Source organism: Ruegeria jejuensis (genome assembly GCF_041537905.1).
Taxonomy (GTDB): domain Bacteria; phylum Pseudomonadota; class Alphaproteobacteria; order Rhodobacterales; family Rhodobacteraceae; genus Ruegeria_C.
Genome location: NZ_JBGRUO010000014.1, coordinates 65,496 through 86,674, shown reverse-complemented (window position 1 = coordinate 86,674; position 21,179 = coordinate 65,496). Strand labels below are relative to the sequence as shown.

The window sequence follows — 21,179 nt, the reverse complement described above, 5'->3', positions numbered from 1 at the left end:
GGGCCGGATGGGCCTGACACTTCTGCTGGGGGCGGTCGTTCTGGCCGCCCTTTTGCTGGTTTCAACCATCTATGGCACCACAACTATCCCTCTGTCCGACACCGTTGGGGCGGTTCTGCTGGGAACCGGGCTGGCCGAGGGCGAGATGTCCGCGATGCATCGGATCGTCTTCGACCTGCGACTGCCCCGCGCCCTGTTTGCTGCGGTCATTGGGGCCGGTCTGGGGATCGTCGGCGTGGTCCTGCAAACCACGACGCGCAATGATTTGGCTGACCCGTTCCTGTTTGGCCTGTCTTCGGGGGCCGCCGCCGGGGCGGTGTTTGTCATCACCGTGACCGGAGATGTTCTGGGGTTTTGGACCTTGCCATTGGCTGCCTTTTGCGGTGGGCTTGTTGCATCGGGCATCGTTCTGGCACTGGTTCACGGGTTGCGGACCAGCGCGCCGGAAAAGCTAATCCTTGCCGGGCTTGCCGTGTCCTTCCTGTTCTCGGCCATCACCAATTACCTGATTTTCGCGGGCGACAGTCGGGCGGCGCATTCAGTCATTTTCTGGATGCTGGGCGGATTGGGTCTGGCCCGGTGGGAAACCTTCCCGCTCGTCTGCGCCGGGCTATTGCTGATCCTCAGCTATTCACTGTACCGAAGCCGCTGGCTGGATGCGTTGCTGACCGGAGACCTGACCGCTTCGACCCTGGGCGTGCCGGTGCAGGGGCTGAGATTCAGCATGTTTTTCGCTGCCGCCCTTGCCACGGCTGTATTTGTCTCGGTCGCTGGTGTCATCGGTTTTGTGGGCCTGATGGTCCCCCATATTGCGCGCGGGATCGCCGGACCGCTGCACAGCCAGCTATTGCCAACGGCTGCGCTGGTGGGCGCGGCATTGCTGACCGGTTCGGATATCCTCAGCAGGCTGCTGTTGGCACCACAGGAATTGCCTGTCGGGATCGTCACCACCTCAATCGGTTCGGTTTTCGTTTTCCTGTTGCTGTTCAGAACGGCGAGAACCCGGAGATAACGGATGCGAGCACTCTGAGAAAGGCCAGGATCGCCGCCTAACTCTCTCGCAACCAATTGTCGTGAAAGACCACGCGGTCCAGATCAGTGAAGCGACACACGCGGTCCAGCTCGGCTTCAAGCCTGCGCATCCGGCCTTTGGTCCAGCGGATGCCGCTTTCCGGCCAGAGGGCGCGCACCTCAAGTGTGCCGCGCTCGCGGGCGGCCTTCATATCGAGCCGCCCGACCAGCCGGTTGCCTTCCAGCAGCGGAAAGACATAGTAGCCGTATTTGCGTTTGGCGGCGGGCACGAAGACTTCGATCCGGTAGTGAAACCCGAACAGCCGCTCGCACCGTTTGCGGTCGCGCAGGGCCGGGTCGAACGGGGACAGGACGCGCATCCGTCCCGACAGTGCATCGGGCGCGCTCACCCCCGTCCCGGGCCGCGCAAAGACACGCCGTAGCGCGCCATCCGCGCATTCGATTTCGACCGTCTCGATGTCTCCGGCCTGCTCTGCCCGGGCGCACCAGGCTTTTGCTTCCGCCGGTGTCGCGATGTCCCAGAACGCGGCCAACTCACCCGAGGTGGCAAAGCCCAGCCGGTCCAGCGCCGCATTGCATAGCCAGTCAACGGTGGCGGATTCGTCGCACTCCATCGCGCCGGGGTAGAGATGTGTCTCGATCACCCGCTCGGTCAGGTCATAGCGTTTTCGGAACCCGTCGCGCCCGATCACCGTCAACACGCCTGATCGCCAGAGATACTCCAGCGCCGTCTTAGATGGGTGCCAGTCCCACCAGCCGCCCGAGCCCTTGCGCTCATCCTTGCCCACATCAGAGGAGCAGGCCGGTCCATGATCGCGGATATGGGACAGAACCTCCTGGAACTGCTGCTCATAGCCGTCGCGCCGCGCGGCCTGCCAGCGGGATTTCAACGCTTCGGCGTCGCGGCGAAACTTCAGATGCCACTGCGGATAGAACTCCATCGGAATGATCGCCGCATCATGGGTCCAGTGTTCGAACAATTGCCGGTCGCGCTCATAAAGCCGCTTGAGATGCGCCGGGCGGTAGGCCGGGCGGCGGGCATAAAGAATCATGTCATGGGCACGGGCGACCGTGTTGATGCTGTCCACCTGCACAAAGCCCAGCCGCTGGATCAGAGCGTTCAGATCCGCGCCCTTGCCGGGGCCAGCGGGTGTTTCGGCCAAGCCGTGACGGTCCAGAAACACATGCCGCGCGGTGCGGTTGTCCAAGCGGCGCACTGCTATCGCCTCAGCGCCGTTTGAGCGTGTCGCCATAGCTGATCTTGGGGGTCAGGGTGATCCGCGACTCGATCTCTTGCTCGGGATCTTCCAGCCGTGCCGAGATGATCTGCGCCGCCGCGCGCCCAATCTCCAGCCGGCAGGCATCCATTGTCGCCAACTGTCGTGGCAGTCCCTGCAGCAGCTCCACATCGTTGAACCCGGCCAGGCCGATCTGACCCGGAATATCGACGCCCTGTTCGAGCAGATAAAGCAAACCGCCAGCCCCGATCATATCGTTGGAATAATAGAGAAAATCCAGATCGGGTGAGCGTTCCAGCATGGCCTGCGTCATCTCGCGCCCTTTGGCCAGCGCCGAACCGCCGGAATAGAAATCGCGATCCTCGATCTCGACCCCGTTCTTGGCCAGGACCTCTGTGAACCCCTCAAAGCGCTTTCGCGCTCGGTGATCCAGCGGCATCTTCGTGCCCATGAAGCCGATATGTTCATAGCCCGCCTTCAGGATCGCCTTGGCCATCTCGCGCCCGGCACGGCGGTGAGAAATGCCGACCATCGCATCCACCGGCTTGCCATCGGTATCCATGATCTCAACCACCGGAATGCCTGCCGCATCCAGCATCGCACGCGCGGCTTCAGTATGTTCCAGCCCGGCAATGATCACCCCCGAAGGCCGCCATGAGAGCATCTCATAAAGGACCTTTTCCTCTTTCTCCGGCAGGTAGTCAGTGACGCCAACGACCGGCTGCAACTCGGTATCTTCCAACACCTGATTGACGCCGGTCAGAACCTCGGGAAACACCATGTTCGAGAGCGACGGGATGATGACCGCCACCAAGTTGACCCGGCTTGATGCAAGAGAACCCGCGATCTTGTTGGGGACATAGCCCAGCTCTTTGGCTGCCGCCAGAACCCGGGCGCGGGTGGCGTCTGATACGTCGCCGCGATTGCGCAGCACGCGGCTGACGGTCATTTCAGATACGCCGGATGCCTCGGACACATCGCGGAGAGTGAGGGGACGGGCGGTATCTGCGGCCACGGTGTGATCCTGTGCTTGCTTGTTCGCGCTGATGCTAGCGCGAACGGAACGGCCTGTTCAACCACCGCGCCAACCTAATGCGAAGCCGTGGCATAAAAATCCGTCATCAGATTGTCGCTATCCCTGATGGCTGAGCTTTGAACACTGTATCCCGTTCTGCTGCGGATCCTGACACCAGCGGCCTTGGCCGCTGGAGGCGGTTCACCCGGTCCCGGACTGCACAAAGACGCGCGAGGGATGCAACTCACCCGACCGGTAGAGGCCAACAGCCACGGCCTGACCGTCGAGCGAGGCCCAGGCTTCGTCGCCGTATTCCACGTCCGAGGCCAGCACCATGCCGGGATTGCCGTTGCGCAGGCGGGCCGCGCCTTCGGGCGTGCATTTGAGTTCGGGCAGGTCGGTCAGCCCCTCTTCGAGCGGGCGCAGATAGGCGTCCAGATCAGGGCCGTGCGCCATCTCATCGATCTGGTCGATGCTTAGCCCGTCCTCGGCCTCAAACGGCCCCGACCAGATGCGGCGCAGCGATTTGACGTGGCCGTGGCAACCCAAGGCCGCGCCCAGATCGCGGGCGATGGAGCGCACATAGCCACCCTTGCCGCAGGTCATTTCCAGCACAACGTGGTCGGCATCGGGGCGATCCAGCAGCACCAGTTCCTCGACCCAGAGCGGGCGGGCGGCGAGGTCGATATCCTCGCCGTCGCGGGCCAGCTTGTAGGCCCGCTGGCCGTCGATCTTGACCGCCGAGAACTTTGGCGGGACCTGCATGATGTCGCCGAGGAAGGGCTGCAGCGCCTCTTTGATCTCTTCATCGCCGGGGCGCGCGTCGCTTTGCGCGATTACCTCGCCTTCAGCATCGTCGGTATTGGTGGCCTGACCCAGCCCCACTGTAAACACGTAAGCCTTTAGCGCATCGGTGATGTAGGGCACCGTCTTGGTCGCCTCGCCCAGCGCCACGGCCAGCACACCCGTCGCTTCCGGGTCCAGCGTGCCGGCATGACCCGCCTTGCGCGCCTGCAGCGCCCAACGGACCTTGTTGACCACCGCGGTCGAGGTCATGCCAGCGGGTTTGTCCACCACCAGCCAGCCGGAAATATCGCGCCCTTTGCGTTTGCGTGCCATGTCGTCTCTCGGGAATTGTCTAAGGCGCGCGGCCTAGCCGATCGCCCGCGCGCTGTCAATTTGTCAAGCTCTCATGTGTGCAGGTCAAGTTTCTACGCAGGCAGTGACTCGCGTAGTCAACCTATCGCAATGTGCGCAACAGAGCGGGATATCCCTCATGTGCAATGTTCTCCAACTGATCGAACTCGTTCAATGGATACCAGCGCAGCGCCGAGTGTTCTTCGTTGCAGATCGTGGGGTTTCCTGTCCAATGCGTGACAACAAACATGTTAAAAACAAGGTTGCGACCATTCTGCCCAGAATAGCTTAGATCGCACTGATGCACATAAGAAACCGGAACTACGCCGATTTCTTCGCCTAACTCACGTACAAGGGCCTGTGGCGGTGTTTCACCTGGCTCGATGTGGCCTCCGGGAAAGCTCCACAATCCAGCAAATGTCTTGCGCTTGCTACTTCGACGACCCATCAGCACCGTTCCATTCCGCAGCAACAAACCGTTTACGATGCGGTGTGGGCAGCTACTCGGCATCCACCACCACGCCGACAATGGGGCCGAGCGAGAAGCCAGCATCCGACCGCCCGATCTGCGGCGCGTGCATGCGGGAGATGTTGCCGTCGAAATAGAGTGCGTTGGGGGTGTTCAACACGTCGCGAAACAGGCTGCCGAACTGATGGAAGGTGACCGCATTGCGCGAGATGGCGAAGACCACGAGCTGTCCGTCTTCGCTGGTGCCGACCCCATTGCGGATATAGCGCGAGGTGGAATCGGGCAGGAAACGGGGATGCAGTTCGCCATCGATCACCAGCATCGGGCCCGATTGCGTTGCATCGCGGCATTGCGGCTGCTGGTCCTGATAGCTGAGTGTCTCAAACACGTCGGCGCGGCCCGGCCGGATGCAGAAGACACCGTTGGGCAGCAGGCCGAAATTGCCCGGTCCTGCGTTCGGGATCACCCGCATCTCTTCGGTACCGTTTTCGACGTAATGCCCAACCGGCGAGCGGTCATCGTGATACATCCCGGCATTCATCGCGAACGCCAACTGCTTGCCCTGATCGGCCAGCGCGGCATCAACAGACTGGAAATGGCCCAGGATTTCACCCGCCTCGTCGCGCAGGAACAATCGTAGATCCTCGGAACCGGCATCGGCCTCGCAGACCGTGAAACGATTGCCCTCATGCTCGATATCCGAACAGGTCAGCGCTGTGGCAGGCGCAGCCAGCAGCATCAGCAGAGCGGTAGCAAGTCGTTTCACTCGTCCAGATCCCGGCGCACTTCATCCTGATTGAACAGACGGCGGCTTTCGTCCATCTGGTCAAAGGTCTCGTCCAGACGAAACCGCAGATCGGGGGCGAATTTCAACCCCACCTTCTTGCCGATCACCCGGCGCAGCTCGCCCTTGTTGCGGGCCAGCAGCTTCAGCACATCCTCTTGCCCTTTGCCGCCCAGAGGCAGCACAAAGGCGGTGGCGATCTTGAGGTCGGGCGAGGTGCGGACCTCGCCCACGGTGATCGACATGCGGTTCAGATCGGGGTCATGCACGTCGCCGCGGGCCAGCACCTCTGACAGGGTGCGGCGGATCAACTCGCCGACGCGAAGCTGACGCTGGGAAGGTCCGGGGCCATCGTGGAATTTATTCTTTGCCATACCCCCCGATCTAAGGCGAACGAGAGGCTTTGCCAAGCGCCCCCCGAACGGGTAGGAGGCATAAAGCCGATCTGACGCGAGGATAACCAACATGACCCATATTCCCGGCATCGCCATCACCGGAGCATCGGGCCGCATGGGCCAGATGCTGATCCGTACCGTGACCGACAGCGACAAGGCGCGGCTGGTGGGGGTCGTGGAACGCAAGGGCCATGATTGGGTTGGGCGTGACGTGGGTGAGGCCATTGGCGGCGCGGCTTTGGGCGTAACCGTCACCGACGACCCGCTGGAGGCGTTTGCCCCGGCCCAGGCGATCATCGATTTCACTGCGCCTGTAGCAACGCTGGAATTTGCCGCTTTGGCTGCGCAGGCCCGCGCGGTGCATGTGATCGGCACCACCGGCATGAGCGACGAGCAGATCGCCGCGCTTGAGCCTGCCGCGCGCCATGCGGTGATCGTGCGGGCGGGCAATATGAGCCTGGGCGTCAACTTGCTGACGCAATTGACCAAAAAGGTCGCCGCCGCTTTGGATGAGGATTTCGATATCGAGGTGATCGAGGCACATCACCACCACAAGGTCGACGCGCCCTCGGGCACCGCGCTGATGCTGGGTGAGGCCGCGGCCGAGGGGCGCGGCGTGGCGCTGGGTGATGTCTCGGACCGAGGGCGGGACGGCATCACCGGTGCGCGCAAGCGCGGTGATATCGGCTTCACCGCGATCCGGGGCGGTGACATCGTGGGCGAGCATGATGTGCTGTTTGCTGCCGCGGGTGAGCGCATCACCCTGCGCCATGTGGCCACCGACCGGGCGATCTTTGCTCGTGGCGCGCTCAAGGCCGCGCTTTGGGGGCAGGGCAAGCAGCCAGGGCAGTATGACATGGTGGATGTGCTGGGGCTGTAGATGGCCGAGCGGATGCAGATACCGCTGTCCTATGGGGACGCGCGTTCGGTCAATGCCGACCTGAGCAGGCAAGAGGGGCGCGAGCTGGCGCTGATCTATCCGGGGCTCAGATATACGTGCGAGCGTCCGCTGCTGCGGAGCATTGCAGAGGTGTTCGAGCGGCAGGGCTGCGATGTGTTGCGGCTGCAGTTCCGCTATGCCGATGATCACCGGTTTCTGGATGCCGAGGACGACGCGCAATTTACCGAGATCTTCTCGGACGGGCAGGATATTCTGGCCCATGCCCTGACGCTGGGGGCGTATCAGCGCTTCTGGATGATCGGCAAATCGCTTGGGACCCTTTCCATGGCCGGTGCCCTTGCGGCGCACAGGCAGGTCTTGCCGGATGTCCGCGGTATCTGGCTGACGCCGGGTCTGCTCAAGACTCCGCTGGCAGAAACTCTTGCGACGTTGAGCCTGTCCTCGATCATGGTGCTGGGCACGGAAGATCCGTGCAATCTGCCCGAGTTGCTTGCCCCTTATGAGGTCCGGTCCGATATCGATCTGCATCTGGTGGAGGGCATGGATCATGGGTTTCAACATTTGGATGGTTTGCAGGCGGAAGCGGCGGCCATTGCAGAATTGGCCGATCTGGTGACAAACTGGGTTGCTTCGCAGGGCTGAGCCTTTGGCGTGATCAGGCAGCCGGTAGCTGCTGCGTAGCGCAATGGATGCCGCCACCGATCTCGCCCAGTGCATCGACATTCAGGGAGAGCACCTCACGATCGGGATAGTGCCGCTGCAAGGCATCCTGCGCGATCTGGTCGGCCTCGGTGTCGCCGAACTGCGCAGCGATCACTGCGCCGTTGCAGACATAGTAGTTGGCACAAGAGGCCACGAAATCGGAGCTTTCGACCCGGCGGATCCCGGGCTCGGGGATAACTTCGACCTCCAACCCCTCCGCGACAAGTTGGTCATGGGTGTCCAGCGCGGCCATGTGGAACGGATCACCGGGATCGGGATCGTCTGGCAGGTTGATCAACACGCGACCCGGCCCGGTGAAGCGGGCCAGGCTGTCGATATGGTAGTCCGTGATATCCTCGCCCCACACCCCATCGGACCAGATCATCCGCTCGGCACCATAGGCGCGCAGCAAGCGGTCCTCGATCTGGTCGCGACTCATACCCGGATTGCGGTTGTCATTCACCCAGGAGCTTTCATGCGCCATCAACAGGCCGTGCCCGTCCTGTTCGACCCCGCCTGCTTCTCCGACAATGCCGCTCGGGATCAGATCGAAGCCCAGACGCCGCGTGACTTCGGCGGCGATGCGGCCATCACGCTTATGGACCTGTCTGTTGCCCCAGCCGTTGAACCGGATATGGCTGACCACACGCTTGCCCGCGGATGTGGTCGCAAAAAGCGGGCCGGAATCGCGGCACCACAGATCCTCGGTCGGGATATCCCAGAGCGTGACGTCCCGCGTCAGCCGCGCCCGCGCGCCTGCATGCTCAGAGGCATCGGCCAGCATGATGACCGGTTCGAATTGGGCAATCGCGTTGGCGATGTCGGCAATGGTGGTTTGCAGCACCTCCAGAAACGCGCGATCGTGATGGACCCGCCTGCTTGCGGGCCATTGCATGAAGGTCGCCTCATGCGGGGCCTCTTCGGCAGGCACCGCGAAACTGAAATCCGATGCCGCCATGGCAGGCCCTCCGAACAGGCAGAACGCGCCCAGCTGAGCTTGCGTTGTCAGGAAATCGCGCCGCTGCATCTGCTGCGCCTATCGGAACGCGGCGAGGCCCGCCGGTTCGCTGTCGCTTGACGCGTCCTGCTCGACCTGTGCGAAGAGCTGACCAAGGCGCTCATCCCATGTCGGGAATTGACCCGAGACGGCCAGCGCAAGCCGTTCGGCCCCGATGGAAATGCCCAGCGGGGCGGTCTCGCCCGCGATCACGATCTCGCCGATCTCGGTCCAATTGGCCGAGGCAGGGTAGCTGGCCGGGGCGGGTTCATCGATATCGCCGACGCGGTAATAGACCCCCATCGTGACAAAGAAATCCTCGCCGCTCGGATTGGGGAAGAAATAGCCCGACCCATCGCGCGCGGCGAAGGCTTCATCGGCATCGCGCAAGATCACCTTTTCCGAGAATGGCAGCCCGATCTCATCCAGCACCGGGCGCATCTCTTCCGCGGTGGGGACACTTACAAAGGCCAGCCGCGCCGGATCGAGCCCGAATTCTTCGGTCAGCAGGCGGATCATCATACGGGTCTGGTCCGCCTTGCCGAGGCTGTCGGGCGGATGGCAACCAACCTCGTGAAAGATCGGCAGCACATCGGCACGGGTGCGTTCTGCGACGTCTTCGACACGGGCCAGCGGCTGGATCACGAAGCCACCCTGCGGCAGGGCGGATTGGTCGAAATCATGGCGCAGCCCGCCATTATAGGCCGGATTGCCCGACACGATCGAAAGCGGCGCGACCTCCCGCAAGCCCTGCGCGCTGAGCCCTTTCCGCAGGCGCCCCAGAACGTCGCCATAGGAGGCTTCGAAGGCCGCGTTCTGCGGCGTGGCCAGTGCCACCGAAGGCAGGAGCGCGCCAACACTTGCGGCTGTACCCAGCTTTATCACCTCGCGTCGGTCCATGGTCATGATCTGATCTCCCTCCGAATGCGCAATGGCCTGGTCACAGCCTATATAAGACCGAAATTCTCTCCTATCTCAATCTGATGTGAAGACTGTATTGCGGTTTCTTCATGCCGCGCGGGGTCAGAGCGTCTTGATCCTGTCTTGGCGCAGCGGGCAGGCGAGGTAGACGCCGAATTCCCGTCCGATATTGGCGCTGACGCGGGCATGCACGGCCCCCTGTCGGTCGAGGAAACGCTGGCTGTCTTCGACCGGAAAAATCCCCTCGTGCCAGATGCCGGGATGGATATAGAGCCCGCGCGTGCCGTCGCACCAGAAGGCCACGACTTTGTCGGGGGCCAGGTTGTCGCCGGGCAGGGCGGCGGGGATGACAAAGGGCTTGCGGTCGAGTGGATAGAACAACTGCCCGCCATCGGGGTGGTAGTTCATGTGCCAGAGCAGCACCTGATCGCGCGGCGCCGTCTGGGCCTCGGCGCTGGCCTGCTGCGGGTCGGTGGACCAGCCCAGAACGTAGTGGCCGTTCACCGCCTCGTTCTCGCCATAGAGAACGTCGCCCTTCCAGTCGCCCTTGAACGTACCCTCGACCCAACCGCCCTCGTCGCCGGTACCCTCGTCAATTGGGCGCCAGCCTTGTTGCGGCCAGCGGGTGATCTCGATCTCGAACCCGTCGGGGTCATCGACGAGACAGCCATAACCCTTGACGCTGCTCTCGGTGGCGCGGATCAGCGGCACCACATGCCAAGGTAGGGACGGCTTGCTGCTGGCCTCGAAAATGTATTCCGGCGCGCTCATTTGGCACCCATATGCTGATCGACGATGCGCTGCACCATCGGGGCGAAATGGTGGAAGTCAGGCGTTTCCATATCGTCGCGCTTGCCTGCCTCGTCCAGATACCGCACCTGGATGATCTTTTCGAGGTTGGGGTTCTTTTCGAATGCGGCCACTTCCTCGGCGCTCATCGGACCACCTTGCAGGTTCAGCGAATGGATCGAGGCGTCGGACAGCCGTTCGAAATACTCCGGTTTGGTCGCGCAGAGATAGCGCTTGGCGGCCACATGGTAGAGCACGCAATCGGTGACCACGCTGGGAAAGAACGGGGCCAGCACCTCGGCGCCGGCATCCTCATGAAAGCGGTCTTCGGTGTCGTCCATGCTGAACGTGCCAAATTCAGAGGTGAAGTGACCGATATCGTGCAGCAGGGTGGCGACGATGATGTCCTCGGGCAACCCGTTTCGCTCGGCGATGGTGGCGCCCTGTAGCATGTGTTCGGCCATGGTGACGGGTTCGCCCAGATACTCCTCGCCTCCACGCCGGTCGAAAATGTCGGCCAGAAAGGCGACGATATTGTCGCGGGTCAGATCGGGTTGGCCGGTCATTCCGCGGCCTCCGGCTGAGCCATGTCGAGCGCGGCCAGGGTCGACAACAGCCCATCCCGATCAGCGTAACAGCCCTGCAGCCAGCGTGACCCAGCACCGGAATAGCCGGTGCGGGCGTGCAACACGCGGGTGTTGTCGACGATGAAGCTCTCGCCCGGCCCCAGCTTGAAGGCGATGCCCATGGCAGGGTCGTCGATGATGGCGGCGAATTGCCGGTAGGCTTGGTAATAAGCCTCCATCCGGTCAAAAGGGATGTCCACGAAGGGGGCAGACGAGCGGTTGTTGAAACGCACGGCCACCAGTTCGCCATCCGGTGAAAGTTCGATCATCGGGCGGCGCGACCGCAGGCAGACACCGTCCGAGCCGCTATATTCGAACCGCGCCGGATATCCTGCCAGCAGCGCGAACCCCTCGGGGTTCTCCGCGCGCAACCGCTGGGCGGCGTGAAACCCGTCCACCACGATGGAATCGCCGCCCTCTGCCGAGTTTTCCAGGCAATAGAGGATCTGCAATCCCGGCACCGGATCGCGATAGGGGTTGTCGGTATGGGCCTGAAGCCCCAGCCCGGTATAGGCAAGATTGCTCGGGTTGACCTCGGTCCGGACCTCGAAATAGCGGCCATAATTGGTCTCTCGCACATAGCCGAACAGATCGGCGACACGCAGCAGCGCCTCAGGCTCGACCGGACCGCGGGTCAGCCGGGCAAAGCCGTATTCAGCCACCGCCGCCAGCCAGTCGCGTTTTGCGCGCGGATCGGCATGGACCGCGTTCCAGTCGGCATCGGGAGGCGCCAGCGCGCCGTCCCAGGTGGTAATGCCCGGCGCGCTACGACCCGGATCGCTGGGCCGGGTGTGGTCATAAGCGTGATCAGCCAGCCAACGAGCGGGAAAGAGCACGGTTTTGCCTTCGGGTTGGAACGTGACCTCAAGGTCGCCCTGCACAATGCGCGCGGCGCTGATCGTGGTGTCAGCGGGAATATCGCTGATGGTGATCAGCCGCTGTCCGTTGCCCGGCGCGCGGGTCTCGGGATCAAGCGCGTTGTCGCGCAGCCAGATGGCGTGAAAGCGGGTGGCGGCCCCATCATCATCGGTAACGGTGACAATGGGGCCGGAGTGAGTGGCGGTGCGCAGCATATCGGGTCTCTCCTGATCGCATCGCGGGTACGCTTGAGAGAATATCGGGCACGTGGCATTAAGACAATTAATCCTTATTCTATCTGAGGCCTGGAAGATCTAATGAGTAAGCACAAAGTTGGATTGCCACCGCTGGACTGGTTGCGGGTCTTCGAGGCCGCAGGACGGTTGGGCGGGTTTTCCGCCGCCGCGCGTGAATTCGGGCTGACTCAAGCGGCGGTCAGCCAGCGGATCGCCAATCTGGAGGCCTGGCTTGGCCGGCCACTCTTCATCCGCGAGGCGCGCGGGGTGTCGCTGACGGTGGAGGGCGAAAGCTATCTGCCGCTGGTGCAGGACAGCCTGCGCGCACTGGAACGCAATACCGAGAACCTGTTCGGCAAAAGCCCGACCGAGCTGCGCGTTGCCGGGCTCAACTCACATCTGGGCGCGCTGGTGGTGTCGCGCCTGTCCGCGTTCCATGCAGCCCATCCGAAATTGCGACTGGTGATCGACTCGCTGGATCGCTGGTCGGGCTTCGACGAAGAAAAGACCTGGCTGCAACTGCGCTTCGGCAATGGAGTCTGGCCCGGGCGTGCGGCGCATCTGGTCGCGCGCGAGGTGCTGGCCCCGATGGCCGCGCCGGACCTGTCCCGGGACGCGCCGCTGATCGAGCTGCGCGGCCCACGTCCGGGCTGGTCGGACTGGTCGGCAGAGACCGGGGAGGCCCTGACCGGGGGCTGGCTCAGCGTCGATTCGATGGAACACGCGCTGGCGGCGGCGCGGCAGGGCATGGGCATCGTGCTGGGCTCGCTCCCGCTGGCGCGCGACCTGCTGCAGAACGGCGCGCTGCACCGGCTTGAGCTGCCGGAATTGATCACCAGCGAGGGATATTGGCTGACCTGGCCAGAGGATCGGCCCATCAGCCGCAAGCAGCGTCACCTGATCGATGCGTTTCATCAGGCCATATGTATGGAGGAAAAGTGATCCGGCTAGGCAGCCCGTGCGTAAACAAGATATCGTTGTCACATCCCCCGGTGTTGTCATGCTCTTACGACTTGTCTGTTTCACGCTCACCTGCGCGCTTGCGCTGCCGGCCCTTGCAGATTTCACCAAGGTCCAGAACGAGGCTCAATTCAAACAGATTGTGGCCGGAAAGACCCTGACCCGCCCTCTGGTAAAGCTACAGGTTTCGCCCGAAGGAACCATCAGTGGCAAGGGATTGCGCTGGCCGGTCGAAGGCAGTTGGAACTGGCAGAACGGCTATTTCTGCCGCGATCTTTATTGGGGCGGCAGTGAGTTGGGTTATAATTGCCAGGAAGTGCGTGTACGCGGTGGCAAGATCCGTTTCACCTCGGATCGGGGCAAGGGTGACTTTGCCGATTTCCGCTTGCGGTCAGACTAGGTTTTTCGCGCCATTCGGGTGTTGATCATCTGAACCACCCCGCCCAGCAGCAGACCCCAGACGGCTGCGCTGAGACCTATGATGGTAACACCTGATGCGGTGACCAGAAAGGTGATCGCGGCGGCCTGCCGGTAAGAGGCGTCTTCGAATGCCGCAAGTGCCGAGCCGGCAAAGACCGGCAGCAGCGCGACACCCGCAAGCGCGCCCAGCAGCAGCGGCGGGGCAAGTCCTGCAAAGGCCGTGATGATCCCGGCGAACAGGCCGAAGAGGCAATAAAACAGCCCTCCGAACACCGCCGAGAGATAGCGTTTGTCGGGGTCGGGGTGCGACTCGTCATTGGCGCACATGGCTGCGGTGATGGCCGCCAGACAGGTCGCGGGGGCGCCAAACGGGGCCGAAAGCAGACTGGCACCACCGACTGAAGAGATCAGCGGCGCGGGAGCGGGCTGGTAGCCGAAGCTGCGGATGATTGCGAGGCCGGGAATATTCTGTGTCGCCATCGTGACGATGAAAAGCGGCAGGCCGATCCCGATCAGGGATGGGATCGAGAAAACGGGCAGGGTGAAGACCGGCTGGGGGATCACCGTGCCTGATAGCGTGAAGTCGAAGCCGGGCTGGAGCACCACAATCAGCGCTGCCATCACCACGGCGCAGGGCACTGCGATCAGGCGGTTGATCTGGCCTGCGATGAACCATGTGACGATGACCGGCAGGACGACCCATGGCGCTTTCCCCATGGCGCTGAAGGGTTGCAAACAGATTGACAGCAGCACCGCTGACAGCATCGCCTGTGCCAGAGGCGCGGGTATGGCCGAGATCAACCGGCTCAATGGCCGCCAGAACCCGGCGATCACGGTCAGCAGCCCGGCCAACAAGAAAGCCCCCACTGCTTCGGCAAAACCAGCTTCGGGCATTGTCGAGACTGCCAGCAATGCCACGCCGGGTGTGGACCATGCGACGCTGATCGGTATCTTTGTGCGCAAGCTCAGCACGATCCCTGCCAGCCCCATCGCGATGGCCGCCGCCATCAACCCCGAGGCCGCCTCGGCCTTGGAGGCGCCTATGGCATTCAGACCCTGCAGCACAATCGGAAACGAACTGAAAAACCCGACAATAGCAACCACAAGGCCGGTCGAGACAGTCTGCAGGGGAATGGCACGTTGGCGCATGCTAAACTCTTGTGAATGGACGCAGGAATGCAAAGGATGAAAGCAAACGATTCCCGGAGGATAAGTTCATTTAGACAGTGCCGACAAGATCAGGAAGGTGTTCTTGCACCTCACTCATATGATGGCCGCGATTGGGCGATCTTTTGTATGGTGGCATAACCCTTACTTGTTCAATTTGTTGCTCTTCCATACCGTCCCACTTGGTCACAAGTTAGCTGAGGAGTGTGGGTCGCGTGGACATTACCGAATTGAAGCCGATACCTATTCATCGCGAACAGCGGGACGCACGCGGCTATCACGATATTGGTTTCGACGGTTCAGACCCCCGTGCCATGGAAGCATTGGTTGATATTGGGTCACACGGCGTAGAGGTTGTACCTTACTATTACCTCTCAGATGGTTCGAACCCGCCCTATGGAAGAAGGATTGATGGTAGCCTGCCGAACATGTTGTGCAGGGAAAGCCTCGTGCCGATGCTGCAAGAGGCAAATGAAGCTCTTGCAAAATCTGGCTGTGAACTTGTGGTTTATGACGCGTACCGCCCTGTCTCCACGCAACGGGGTTTGTGGAACTGGGCGTTGGAAAAGGTTGCAACAGACCATCCGAGGCTTTCCACATCCGAGTTGGAAGCGTTGACCAGCCAATACAGCTCGGACCCGCGCCGTTTCGATCCAGTCGACCCGACGACTTGGCCGACCCATTCCACGGGCGCCTCTATCGATGTCGTACTGCGGTCGCGCGATACCGGCGACTTGCTGGATATGGGGGCGGCTTTTGACGATCTGAGTGTTGTGGCCCATACCGATCATCTTGAACGAGACTTGTTGGCGGGCCGGGCAGCCCCCGACAATCCTGCTTTGGCGAACCGCCGCTTGCTTTACTGGGCGATGACCGATGCCGGTTTTGTGAATTACCCGGCAGAATACTGGCATTTTGATTTCGGGAACCAGATGTACATACATAATACGCGACCCAAAAACACGCCTACGGGTCCGGCGTGGTACGGCTATTGCCAGCCTTTGGGATGAGCTAACGAGCGACTTTGTTCGCCGGGCGGCGTCACCTCAGAAATCGATCGCCAGCCCTTTCTTTTCCCAATCGCCATAGCGCACGGGTTCCGGCCCGTCGCGGCCGCCCAGTTCCTTGGGCTTGGGTTTGTCCTCGGCGGCGGCAAGGCGGCGGCGCTCTTCTGCCTCGGCCAGGGCGCGTTGGGCTGCGGGGGGGAGGTCTTTGTTGGTCTCGCTCATGCCTTGGGTTCCTTTCCGGTCTGGGCCTTGATATACGCCCGCCTCTGCCCGTGGCAATGCGGGCATGGCGTCACAGATCGGGATCAGGGGCATGAACGACACCGCGACACGGGCGCGCCAGAGCGCGATCTATCTGCTGGATCAGATATTGGGCGAGCATCGGCTGATGTCGGAGTGCCTGGCTGCGGGCGCGCTGGACCGGCTGGCCGTCGAAGACCGCGCACGGGCACAGCGTCTGGCGCTGGATACCCTGCGCGGGTTGGAGCGGGCCGATCGGATGCTGAACAAGCACTTGCAGAAGAAACCGCCGCTGCCGGTGCTGAACGCGCTGCGGCTGGGGGTTGTGGAACTGGCTGGGGGCGAGGCCGCCCATGGGGTGGTCAATTCCATGGTCGAGATCACCGCGCGATCCCGCCGTCACGGGCGACTCAAAGGGTTAGTCAATGCGGTGCTGCGCAAGGTGGCGGTGGATACGTCGAAACACTGGGAACTGTTGCGCGTGCCGCGCCTGCCGAAATGGTTGCGCGCTCCGCTGGTCGAGGCCTGGGGCGCAGAAGCGGTGGCGGGAATGGAGCGGGCACATTTCACCGGTGCGGCGCTGGACCTGACACTGAAACCTGGTGCCACAGCGCCGGACGGGGCCGCGCTGCCGACCGGATCGGTTCGGATTGACGGCCCGGTCCAGGTGACCGCGCTGCCCGGTTATGGGGCAGGGGACTGGTGGGTGCAGGATGCAGCCGCCGCTCTGCCAGCAATGGTGTTGGCCGCACAACCCGGCGAGGCTGTGCTGGATCTCTGCGCCGCTCCGGGAGGCAAGACGCTGCAACTGGCGGCGCAGGGCGCAGATGTCACCGCGTTGGATATCTCCGAGGCACGGATGCGGCGGGTGCGCGAGAATCTCGACCGTACCGGGTTAAGCGCAGACCTGATAGTCGGCGACGCGCTGGAACATCAGGGCCGCTATGACGCGATCCTGCTGGATGCGCCCTGTTCGGCGACCGGCACGATCCGGCGGCATCCCGATCTGCCGTTCGCCAAGGACGGGTCGGAATTTGGCGAATTGATTGAATTGCAAGGGCAGATGCTGGCCCATGCTTACAAGCTGCTGAAACCCGGCGGGCGGCTGGTCTATTGCACCTGCTCGCTGCTGCCGGACGAGGGCGAGGTGCAGGTCGAGGAGATGTTGGCGCAGTTCCCTGATCTGAGTGTGGACCGCGCGGCGCTTGATCTGCCCGGCGTTGATCCCGGCTGGATAACACAGGAGGGCGGGCTGCGCCTGCGTCCCGATTACTGGCCCGAACGCGGTGGGATGGACGGGTTCTATATCGCCTGCCTGCGCAAAGCGAGCCGAGGCTGAGATCACCGGTGACTTGCATTGCCCGAACCGCTAAGCTCTGCGACAAACGCCAAAGAGCGTGAGAGGCAGTGAACATGTCCAGTTCCGATACGATGGCGAGCCGTTGGACACGGTTCCAGAACCGTTTCTACGCGCGGCTGAGTCAGCGGCGCGCGGCGGTAACTGGATTCGTATCGCAACCCGAGCCGCGCACCGTTGGGGTGTTCGCCCGGGGACGGCAATTGCTGGCGGGCAATTTGCTTTTTGCCGGATATCTGGTTGAATCGCGCGACAGTGGGCTGTGGGAGGTCGCCTCGCCCAACCCCTCCTTCGAAGAGGAACGGCACGGGTTTGCCTGGCTCGACGATCTGGCCGCCGTGGGCGACGTTCGCGCGCGGACCAAGGCGCAGGCTTGGCTCTGGGGCTGGATCGAGCATCACGGGCGCGGCCGCGGACCGGGGTGGACGCCTGAGCTGACCGGGCGCCGTGTGATTCGCTGGATAAACCATGCGTTGTTCCTGCTGCGCGGGGTCGAGCCGGACCAAAGCGACGCATTCTTTCGCTCGCTCTCGCATCAGACCTGGTTTCTGTCCCGATGCTGGAAATCCGCGCCGCCGGGCCTGCCCCGGTTCGAGGCACTGACCGGCCTGATCTATGCCTCGCTGGCATTGGAAGGGCTGGAAGAGCTTGCCGATCCGGCAATTCGGGCGCTGGCGCAGGATTGCCGCAGCCAGATCGACGCGCAGGGCGGATTGCCAACTCGCAACCCCGAGGAATTGCTGGAGGTGTTCACGCTGCTGACCTGGGCGGCGGCGGCGCTACAAGAGGCCGGGCGCGGCGTTGGGGCCGATCACGCGGCGGCCATTCTGCGGATCGCGCCCAGCCTGCGAACCCTGCGCCATAGTGATGGCAGCCTGGCCCGGTTCCACGGTGGTGGCAGCGGCGTCGATGGGAGGCTGGATCACGCGTTGGCGGCCAGCCAGACCAAGCCAACACCTTTCGACCGGCTGGCGATGGGCTTTGCCCGGCTCGCCGGCGGGCGCACCAGCGTGATTGTTGATGCCAGCGCACCCCCCTCGGGGCGGGCCTCTTATAAGGCGCATGCCTCGACCCTGGCGTTCGAGTTGACCTCGGGACGCCGTCCGCTGATCGTGAATTGCGGCGCGGGCGACAGCTATGGCCCTGAATGGCGACGCGCCGGGCGGGCGACGCCATCGCATTCAACCCTTTGTCTGGACGGCTATTCCAGTGCGCGTCTGGCCGAGCCCGAGCGTGGCTCCGGCAACGAGGCGCTGATCTCCGGCCCTCGCGACGTTGTCGTGGAATTGTCCGATCTGCCCGACGGGCTGTGCTTTGAGGGTGGGCATGACGGGTATGAGGCGGTGTTTGGTCTGACCCATGCCCGCACGCTGGAGCTGTCCTTTGATGGGCGCGGGCTGGCGGGTGAGGATATGCTGCTGGCGATGAGCGACCCGGCCAAGCGGCGTTTCGATAAGGCGATGGATGCGGCGCAACTGGCGGGAATCGGGTTTGATGTGCGCCTGCACCTGCATCCGGATGTGGATGCGGCGGTCGATCTGGGCGGCGCGGCGGTGTCCATGGCGCTGAAAAGCGGCGAGATCTGGGTGTTTCGCCATGATGGCCAGCATAAATTGACTTTGGCCCCAAGCGTTTATCTGGAAAAAGGTCGTTTGCAGCCGCGCGCGACAAAACAGATTGTTCTATCCGGGCGCGCAATGGGGTATGCGACGCGCATCCGGTGGACGCTGAGCAAGGCGCAGGACACGGCGATTGCCATTCGCGACCTGAACCGGGATGAGCCGCAATTCGACTGATCCGCAAGAGGACCAAGACCATATGACCGACCTTCACCCCGTGCGCCGCGCGCTGCTGTCCGTATCCGACAAGACCGGACTGATCGACCTGGGAAAGGCGCTGTCTGCGCGGGGCGTGGAGTTGCTCAGCACCGGTGGCTCGGCCAGGGCGCTGCGCGAGGCGGGACTGGAGGTTCGCGATGTGGCCGAGGTGACGGGCTTTCCAGAGATGATGGATGGTCGCGTCAAGACCTTGCATCCGATGGTGCATGGTGGCCTGCTGGCGTTGCGCGACAACGACACGCACGTGGCCGCGATGGAACAGCACGGAATCGGTGCGATCGACCTGCTGGTGGTGAATCTCTACCCTTTCGAGGAAACCGTGGCCAAGGGTGCCGATTATGACACCTGCATCGAGAATATCGACATTGGCGGCCCGGCGATGATCCGCGCGGCGGCCAAGAACCATGCCTTTGTGAACGTGGTTGTTGATGTCGAGGATTACGATGCGCTGCTGGCCGAACTTGAGGCCAATGACGGTCAGACCTCTTATGCCTTCCGGCAGGGGCTGGCGCAGAACGCTTATGCCCGCACCGCTGCCTATGACGCTGCCGTGTCGAACTGGATGGCGGGCGCGCTGAACCTTCAGGCCCCGCGCCGTCGCGCGGTGGCGGGTCGGCTGGCCCAGACGCTTCGCTACGGCGAGAACCCGCATCAGGAGGCGGCGTTCTACCTTGACGGCTCTGCCCGCGCGGGCGTCGCCACCGCCCGACAGGTTCAGGGCAAGGAGCTGAGCTACAACAATATCAACGACACCGATGCGGCTTTCGAACTGGTCTCGGAATTCGACCCGGCACAGGGTCCCGCCGTGGCGATCATCAAGCATGCCAACCCTTGTGGCGTGGCGCGCGGCGCGTCGCTGAAAGAGGCCTATCAGAAAGCGTTCGATTGCGACCGCACTTCGGCCTTTGGCGGCATCATCGCCCTGAACATGCCACTGGACGCCGACACCGCGCGCGAAATCGTGCAGATTTTCACCGAGGTGGTAATCGCGCCGGGAGCTTCAGACGAGGCGGTTGAGGTCTTTGCCGCCAAGAAAAACCTGCGCCTGCTTCTGACCGATGGTCTGCCCGATCCGCAGGACAGCGCCTTCACCACCCGTCAGGTCTCGGGCGGGATGCTGGTGCAGGACAAGGATGTCGGCCACCGCGATATGGGTGATCTGAAGGTGGTGACCAAGAAAGCGCCAACCGATGAACAGATGGCTGATCTGCTCTTTGCCTGGAAGGTCGCGAAACATGTCAAATCCAACGCCATCGTCTATGTGAAGGCTGGTCAGACCGTGGGCGTCGGCGCCGGTCAGATGAGCCGTCTGGACAGCGCCACCATCGCGGGCGTCAAGGCGCAGCGCATGGCCGAGGCGCTGGAGCTTCCGGAAAGCCTCGCCAAAGGCTCTGCCGTGGCCTCGGACGCATTCTTCCCGTTTGCCGACGGGTTGCTTGAGGCCGCCGCCAATGGTGCCACCTGCGTGATCCAGCCCGGCGGGTCGATGCGCGATGACGAGGTGATCAAGGCCGCCGACGAGGCCGGTCTGGCCATGGTCTTTACCGGCATGCGGCATTTCCGTCACTGATGCCGGGCGCGCGTATCATATGGGCCGCGCTTGCGGCCTTCCTACTGGACCAGTTCAGCAAATACTGGGTGGTGCACGTGATGGAGGTGGACCGGCTGGGCGGCATCGACGTGCTGCCGCCGTTCCTGAACTTCCGCTATGGCGAGAACCGCGGCATCAATTTCGGTCTGTTCCAGGGCGACAGTGATGCATCGCGCTGGGTGCTGATCGGGTTGTCCTTTGTCATCTGCGCAGGTGTGCTGTTCTGGTTGCGCCGCGCGCCGGGCAACTGGATCACACAGGTCAGCGCCGGGCTGCTGATCGGAGGGGCTCTGGGCAATGTCGTGGACCGGGTTCTTTATGGCTATGTGCTGGATTTCCTCAACATGTCCTGCTGCGGGATCAACAATCCCTTTGTCTTCAATATCGCGGATGTATTCATCTTTGCCGGGGCCTTTGGGCTGATCCTGTTCGATGGCAGTAAGAAATCACCAAAAAAGGCCTCGTGACGCGGTGCGGCAAATGGGCTACAACACCGGCC

Annotated in this window: 23 protein-coding genes; 10 read left to right on the top strand and 13 right to left on the bottom strand. The window is 62.7% G+C overall.

The features are described 5' to 3' along the window. Window positions 1–7 precede the first annotated feature (7 nt). Window positions 8–1,012, top strand: a complete 1,005-nt coding sequence (locus AB1E34_RS16335) for a FecCD family ABC transporter permease (RefSeq protein ID WP_372573397.1) — start codon at window positions 8–10, stop codon at window positions 1,010–1,012. Window positions 1,013–1,049: 37 nt separating this feature from the next. Here the strand turns inward: AB1E34_RS16335 and AB1E34_RS16330 are convergent, their stop codons facing one another. The 6 genes from AB1E34_RS16330 to rbfA form a co-directional block, all read right to left on the bottom strand. Next, the gene (locus AB1E34_RS16330; RefSeq protein WP_372573443.1) at window positions 1,050–2,255 is read right to left on the bottom strand and encodes a winged helix-turn-helix domain-containing protein; all 1,206 of its coding nucleotides are present in this window, start codon (window positions 2,253–2,255) and stop codon (window positions 1,050–1,052) included. A gap of 4 nt (window positions 2,256–2,259) precedes the next feature. After that, window positions 2,260–3,285: a LacI family DNA-binding transcriptional regulator gene (locus AB1E34_RS16325; protein WP_372573396.1), complete on the bottom strand. Its 1,026-nt coding sequence runs from the start codon at window positions 3,283–3,285 to the stop codon at window positions 2,260–2,262. Window positions 3,286–3,486: 201 nt separating this feature from the next. Further along, window positions 3,487–4,404 carry a tRNA pseudouridine(55) synthase TruB gene (gene truB / locus AB1E34_RS16320; RefSeq protein ID WP_372573395.1) on the bottom strand — a complete coding sequence of 306 codons (918 nt, stop codon included), beginning with the start codon at window positions 4,402–4,404 and terminating at the stop codon, window positions 3,487–3,489. Between the two features lie 121 nt (window positions 4,405–4,525). Continuing rightward, window positions 4,526–4,870 (bottom strand): NUDIX domain-containing protein, encoded by a 345-nt coding sequence (locus tag AB1E34_RS16315; RefSeq protein WP_372573394.1) that lies wholly within the window; start codon window positions 4,868–4,870, stop codon window positions 4,526–4,528. A 52-nt stretch (window positions 4,871–4,922) separates the two neighbouring features. Beyond that, window positions 4,923–5,630 (bottom strand): phosphodiester glycosidase family protein, encoded by a 708-nt coding sequence (locus tag AB1E34_RS16310; RefSeq protein WP_372573442.1) that lies wholly within the window; start codon window positions 5,628–5,630, stop codon window positions 4,923–4,925. Window positions 5,631–5,653: 23 nt separating this feature from the next. Further along, window positions 5,654–6,049: a 30S ribosome-binding factor RbfA gene (gene rbfA / locus AB1E34_RS16305; RefSeq protein ID WP_372573393.1), complete on the bottom strand. Its 396-nt coding sequence runs from the start codon at window positions 6,047–6,049 to the stop codon at window positions 5,654–5,656. Between the two features lie 91 nt (window positions 6,050–6,140). Between rbfA and dapB the strand changes: the two genes are divergently transcribed. Further along, complete coding sequence (gene dapB, locus AB1E34_RS16300; RefSeq protein ID WP_372573392.1) at window positions 6,141–6,950, top strand: 4-hydroxy-tetrahydrodipicolinate reductase; 810 nt, start codon at window positions 6,141–6,143, stop codon at window positions 6,948–6,950. Beyond that, entirely contained in the window at window positions 6,951–7,613 is a 663-nt protein-coding gene (locus AB1E34_RS16295; RefSeq protein WP_372573391.1) for an alpha/beta family hydrolase, read from the top strand. Window positions 7,614–7,626: 13 nt separating this feature from the next. Here AB1E34_RS16295 and AB1E34_RS16290 read toward each other — a convergent pair whose 3' ends face one another. The 5 genes from AB1E34_RS16290 to tmpA all read right to left on the bottom strand — a co-directional run bounded on the left by AB1E34_RS16290 (window position 7,627) and on the right by tmpA (window position 12,079). Further along, window positions 7,627–8,700, bottom strand: coding sequence for an agmatine deiminase family protein (locus AB1E34_RS16290; RefSeq protein WP_372573390.1), 1,074 nt, complete (start codon window positions 8,698–8,700; stop codon window positions 7,627–7,629). A 9-nt stretch (window positions 8,701–8,709) separates the two neighbouring features. Beyond that, complete coding sequence (locus AB1E34_RS16285; protein WP_372573389.1) at window positions 8,710–9,576, bottom strand: hypothetical protein; 867 nt, start codon at window positions 9,574–9,576, stop codon at window positions 8,710–8,712. A 117-nt stretch (window positions 9,577–9,693) separates the two neighbouring features. Further along, the gene (locus AB1E34_RS16280; RefSeq protein WP_372573388.1) at window positions 9,694–10,362 is read right to left on the bottom strand and encodes an ureidoglycolate lyase; all 669 of its coding nucleotides are present in this window, start codon (window positions 10,360–10,362) and stop codon (window positions 9,694–9,696) included. Beyond that, entirely contained in the window at window positions 10,359–10,946 is a 588-nt protein-coding gene (gene tmpB, locus AB1E34_RS16275) for a (R)-1-hydroxy-2-trimethylaminoethylphosphonate oxygenase (RefSeq protein WP_372573387.1), read from the bottom strand. Before tmpB ends, AB1E34_RS16280 begins: the two co-directional genes overlap by 4 nt. Then, window positions 10,943–12,079, bottom strand: coding sequence for a 2-trimethylaminoethylphosphonate dioxygenase (tmpA, locus tag AB1E34_RS16270; protein ID WP_372573386.1), 1,137 nt, complete (start codon window positions 12,077–12,079; stop codon window positions 10,943–10,945). Before tmpA ends, tmpB begins: the two co-directional genes overlap by 4 nt. Window positions 12,080–12,181: 102 nt before the next feature. On the opposite strand from tmpA, the gene AB1E34_RS16265 reads away from it, so the two are divergent. Together AB1E34_RS16265 and AB1E34_RS16260 are read left to right on the top strand one after the other, a co-directional pair. Beyond that, on the top strand, window positions 12,182–13,042 hold the full coding sequence (locus AB1E34_RS16265; RefSeq protein WP_372573385.1) for a LysR family transcriptional regulator: 861 nt from the start codon (window positions 12,182–12,184) through the stop codon (window positions 13,040–13,042). Between the two features lie 16 nt (window positions 13,043–13,058). After that, entirely contained in the window at window positions 13,059–13,460 is a 402-nt protein-coding gene (locus tag AB1E34_RS16260) for a dihydrodipicolinate reductase (RefSeq protein WP_372573384.1), read from the top strand. Here AB1E34_RS16260 and AB1E34_RS16255 read toward each other — a convergent pair. After that, a complete protein-coding gene (locus AB1E34_RS16255) occupies window positions 13,457–14,662 on the bottom strand; it encodes a benzoate/H(+) symporter BenE family transporter (RefSeq protein WP_372573383.1) in 1,206 nt (401 codons plus the stop codon). The two genes, AB1E34_RS16260 and AB1E34_RS16255, sit on opposite strands and share 4 nt — an antisense overlap. A 200-nt stretch (window positions 14,663–14,862) precedes the next feature. Between AB1E34_RS16255 and AB1E34_RS16250 the strand changes: the two genes are divergently transcribed. Next, entirely contained in the window at window positions 14,863–15,657 is a 795-nt protein-coding gene (locus AB1E34_RS16250) for a M15 family metallopeptidase (protein WP_372573382.1), read from the top strand. A gap of 36 nt (window positions 15,658–15,693) precedes the next feature. Here the strand turns inward: AB1E34_RS16250 and AB1E34_RS16245 are convergent, their stop codons facing one another. Next, window positions 15,694–15,876 (bottom strand): DUF1674 domain-containing protein, encoded by a 183-nt coding sequence (locus tag AB1E34_RS16245; protein WP_372573381.1) that lies wholly within the window; start codon window positions 15,874–15,876, stop codon window positions 15,694–15,696. Between the two features lie 91 nt (window positions 15,877–15,967). On the opposite strand from AB1E34_RS16245, the gene AB1E34_RS16240 reads away from it, so the two are divergent. The 4 genes from AB1E34_RS16240 (at window position 15,968) to lspA (ending at window position 21,147) form a co-directional block, all read left to right on the top strand. Then, window positions 15,968–17,233, top strand: coding sequence for an RsmB/NOP family class I SAM-dependent RNA methyltransferase (locus tag AB1E34_RS16240; RefSeq protein WP_372573380.1), 1,266 nt, complete (start codon window positions 15,968–15,970; stop codon window positions 17,231–17,233). A gap of 74 nt (window positions 17,234–17,307) precedes the next feature. After that, window positions 17,308–19,047 carry a heparinase II/III family protein gene (locus tag AB1E34_RS16235; RefSeq protein WP_372573379.1) on the top strand — a complete coding sequence of 580 codons (1,740 nt, stop codon included), beginning with the start codon at window positions 17,308–17,310 and terminating at the stop codon, window positions 19,045–19,047. Between the two features lie 22 nt (window positions 19,048–19,069). Next, window positions 19,070–20,659, top strand: a complete 1,590-nt coding sequence (purH, locus tag AB1E34_RS16230; RefSeq protein WP_372573378.1) for a bifunctional phosphoribosylaminoimidazolecarboxamide formyltransferase/IMP cyclohydrolase — start codon at window positions 19,070–19,072, stop codon at window positions 20,657–20,659. Then, entirely contained in the window at window positions 20,659–21,147 is a 489-nt protein-coding gene (gene lspA / locus AB1E34_RS16225; protein ID WP_372573377.1) for a signal peptidase II, read from the top strand. Before purH ends, lspA begins: the two co-directional genes overlap by 1 nt. Window positions 21,148–21,179: the final 32 nt, after the last annotated feature.

What these genes read in the sequence shown, in the direction of transcription:
- AB1E34_RS16335 (WP_372573397.1), top strand. Translation starts at nt 8, where the DNA reads ATGGGCCTGACACTTCTGCTGGGGGCGGTCGTTCTGGCCGCCCTTTTG.
- truB (WP_372573395.1), bottom strand. Translation starts at nt 4,404, where the DNA reads ATGGCACGCAAACGCAAAGGGCGCGATATTTCCGGCTGGCTGGTGGTG.
- AB1E34_RS16315 (WP_372573394.1), bottom strand. Translation starts at nt 4,870, where the DNA reads ATGGGTCGTCGAAGTAGCAAGCGCAAGACATTTGCTGGATTGTGGAGC.
- AB1E34_RS16310 (WP_372573442.1), bottom strand. Translation starts at nt 5,630, where the DNA reads ATGCTGCTGGCTGCGCCTGCCACAGCGCTGACCTGTTCGGATATCGAG.
- rbfA (WP_372573393.1), bottom strand. Translation starts at nt 6,049, where the DNA reads ATGGCAAAGAATAAATTCCACGATGGCCCCGGACCTTCCCAGCGTCAG.
- dapB (WP_372573392.1), top strand. Translation starts at nt 6,141, where the DNA reads ATGACCCATATTCCCGGCATCGCCATCACCGGAGCATCGGGCCGCATG.
- AB1E34_RS16295 (WP_372573391.1), top strand. Translation starts at nt 6,951, where the DNA reads ATGGCCGAGCGGATGCAGATACCGCTGTCCTATGGGGACGCGCGTTCG.
- AB1E34_RS16290 (WP_372573390.1), bottom strand. Translation starts at nt 8,700, where the DNA reads ATGCAGCGGCGCGATTTCCTGACAACGCAAGCTCAGCTGGGCGCGTTC.
- AB1E34_RS16285 (WP_372573389.1), bottom strand. Translation starts at nt 9,576, where the DNA reads ATGACCATGGACCGACGCGAGGTGATAAAGCTGGGTACAGCCGCAAGT.
- AB1E34_RS16280 (WP_372573388.1), bottom strand. Translation starts at nt 10,362, where the DNA reads ATGAGCGCGCCGGAATACATTTTCGAGGCCAGCAGCAAGCCGTCCCTA.
- tmpB (WP_372573387.1), bottom strand. Translation starts at nt 10,946, where the DNA reads ATGACCGGCCAACCCGATCTGACCCGCGACAATATCGTCGCCTTTCTG.
- tmpA (WP_372573386.1), bottom strand. Translation starts at nt 12,079, where the DNA reads ATGCTGCGCACCGCCACTCACTCCGGCCCCATTGTCACCGTTACCGAT.
- AB1E34_RS16265 (WP_372573385.1), top strand. Translation starts at nt 12,182, where the DNA reads ATGAGTAAGCACAAAGTTGGATTGCCACCGCTGGACTGGTTGCGGGTC.
- AB1E34_RS16245 (WP_372573381.1), bottom strand. Translation starts at nt 15,876, where the DNA reads ATGAGCGAGACCAACAAAGACCTCCCCCCCGCAGCCCAACGCGCCCTG.
- AB1E34_RS16240 (WP_372573380.1), top strand. Translation starts at nt 15,968, where the DNA reads ATGAACGACACCGCGACACGGGCGCGCCAGAGCGCGATCTATCTGCTG.
- AB1E34_RS16235 (WP_372573379.1), top strand. Translation starts at nt 17,308, where the DNA reads ATGTCCAGTTCCGATACGATGGCGAGCCGTTGGACACGGTTCCAGAAC.
- purH (WP_372573378.1), top strand. Translation starts at nt 19,070, where the DNA reads ATGACCGACCTTCACCCCGTGCGCCGCGCGCTGCTGTCCGTATCCGAC.
- lspA (WP_372573377.1), top strand. Translation starts at nt 20,659, where the DNA reads ATGCCGGGCGCGCGTATCATATGGGCCGCGCTTGCGGCCTTCCTACTG.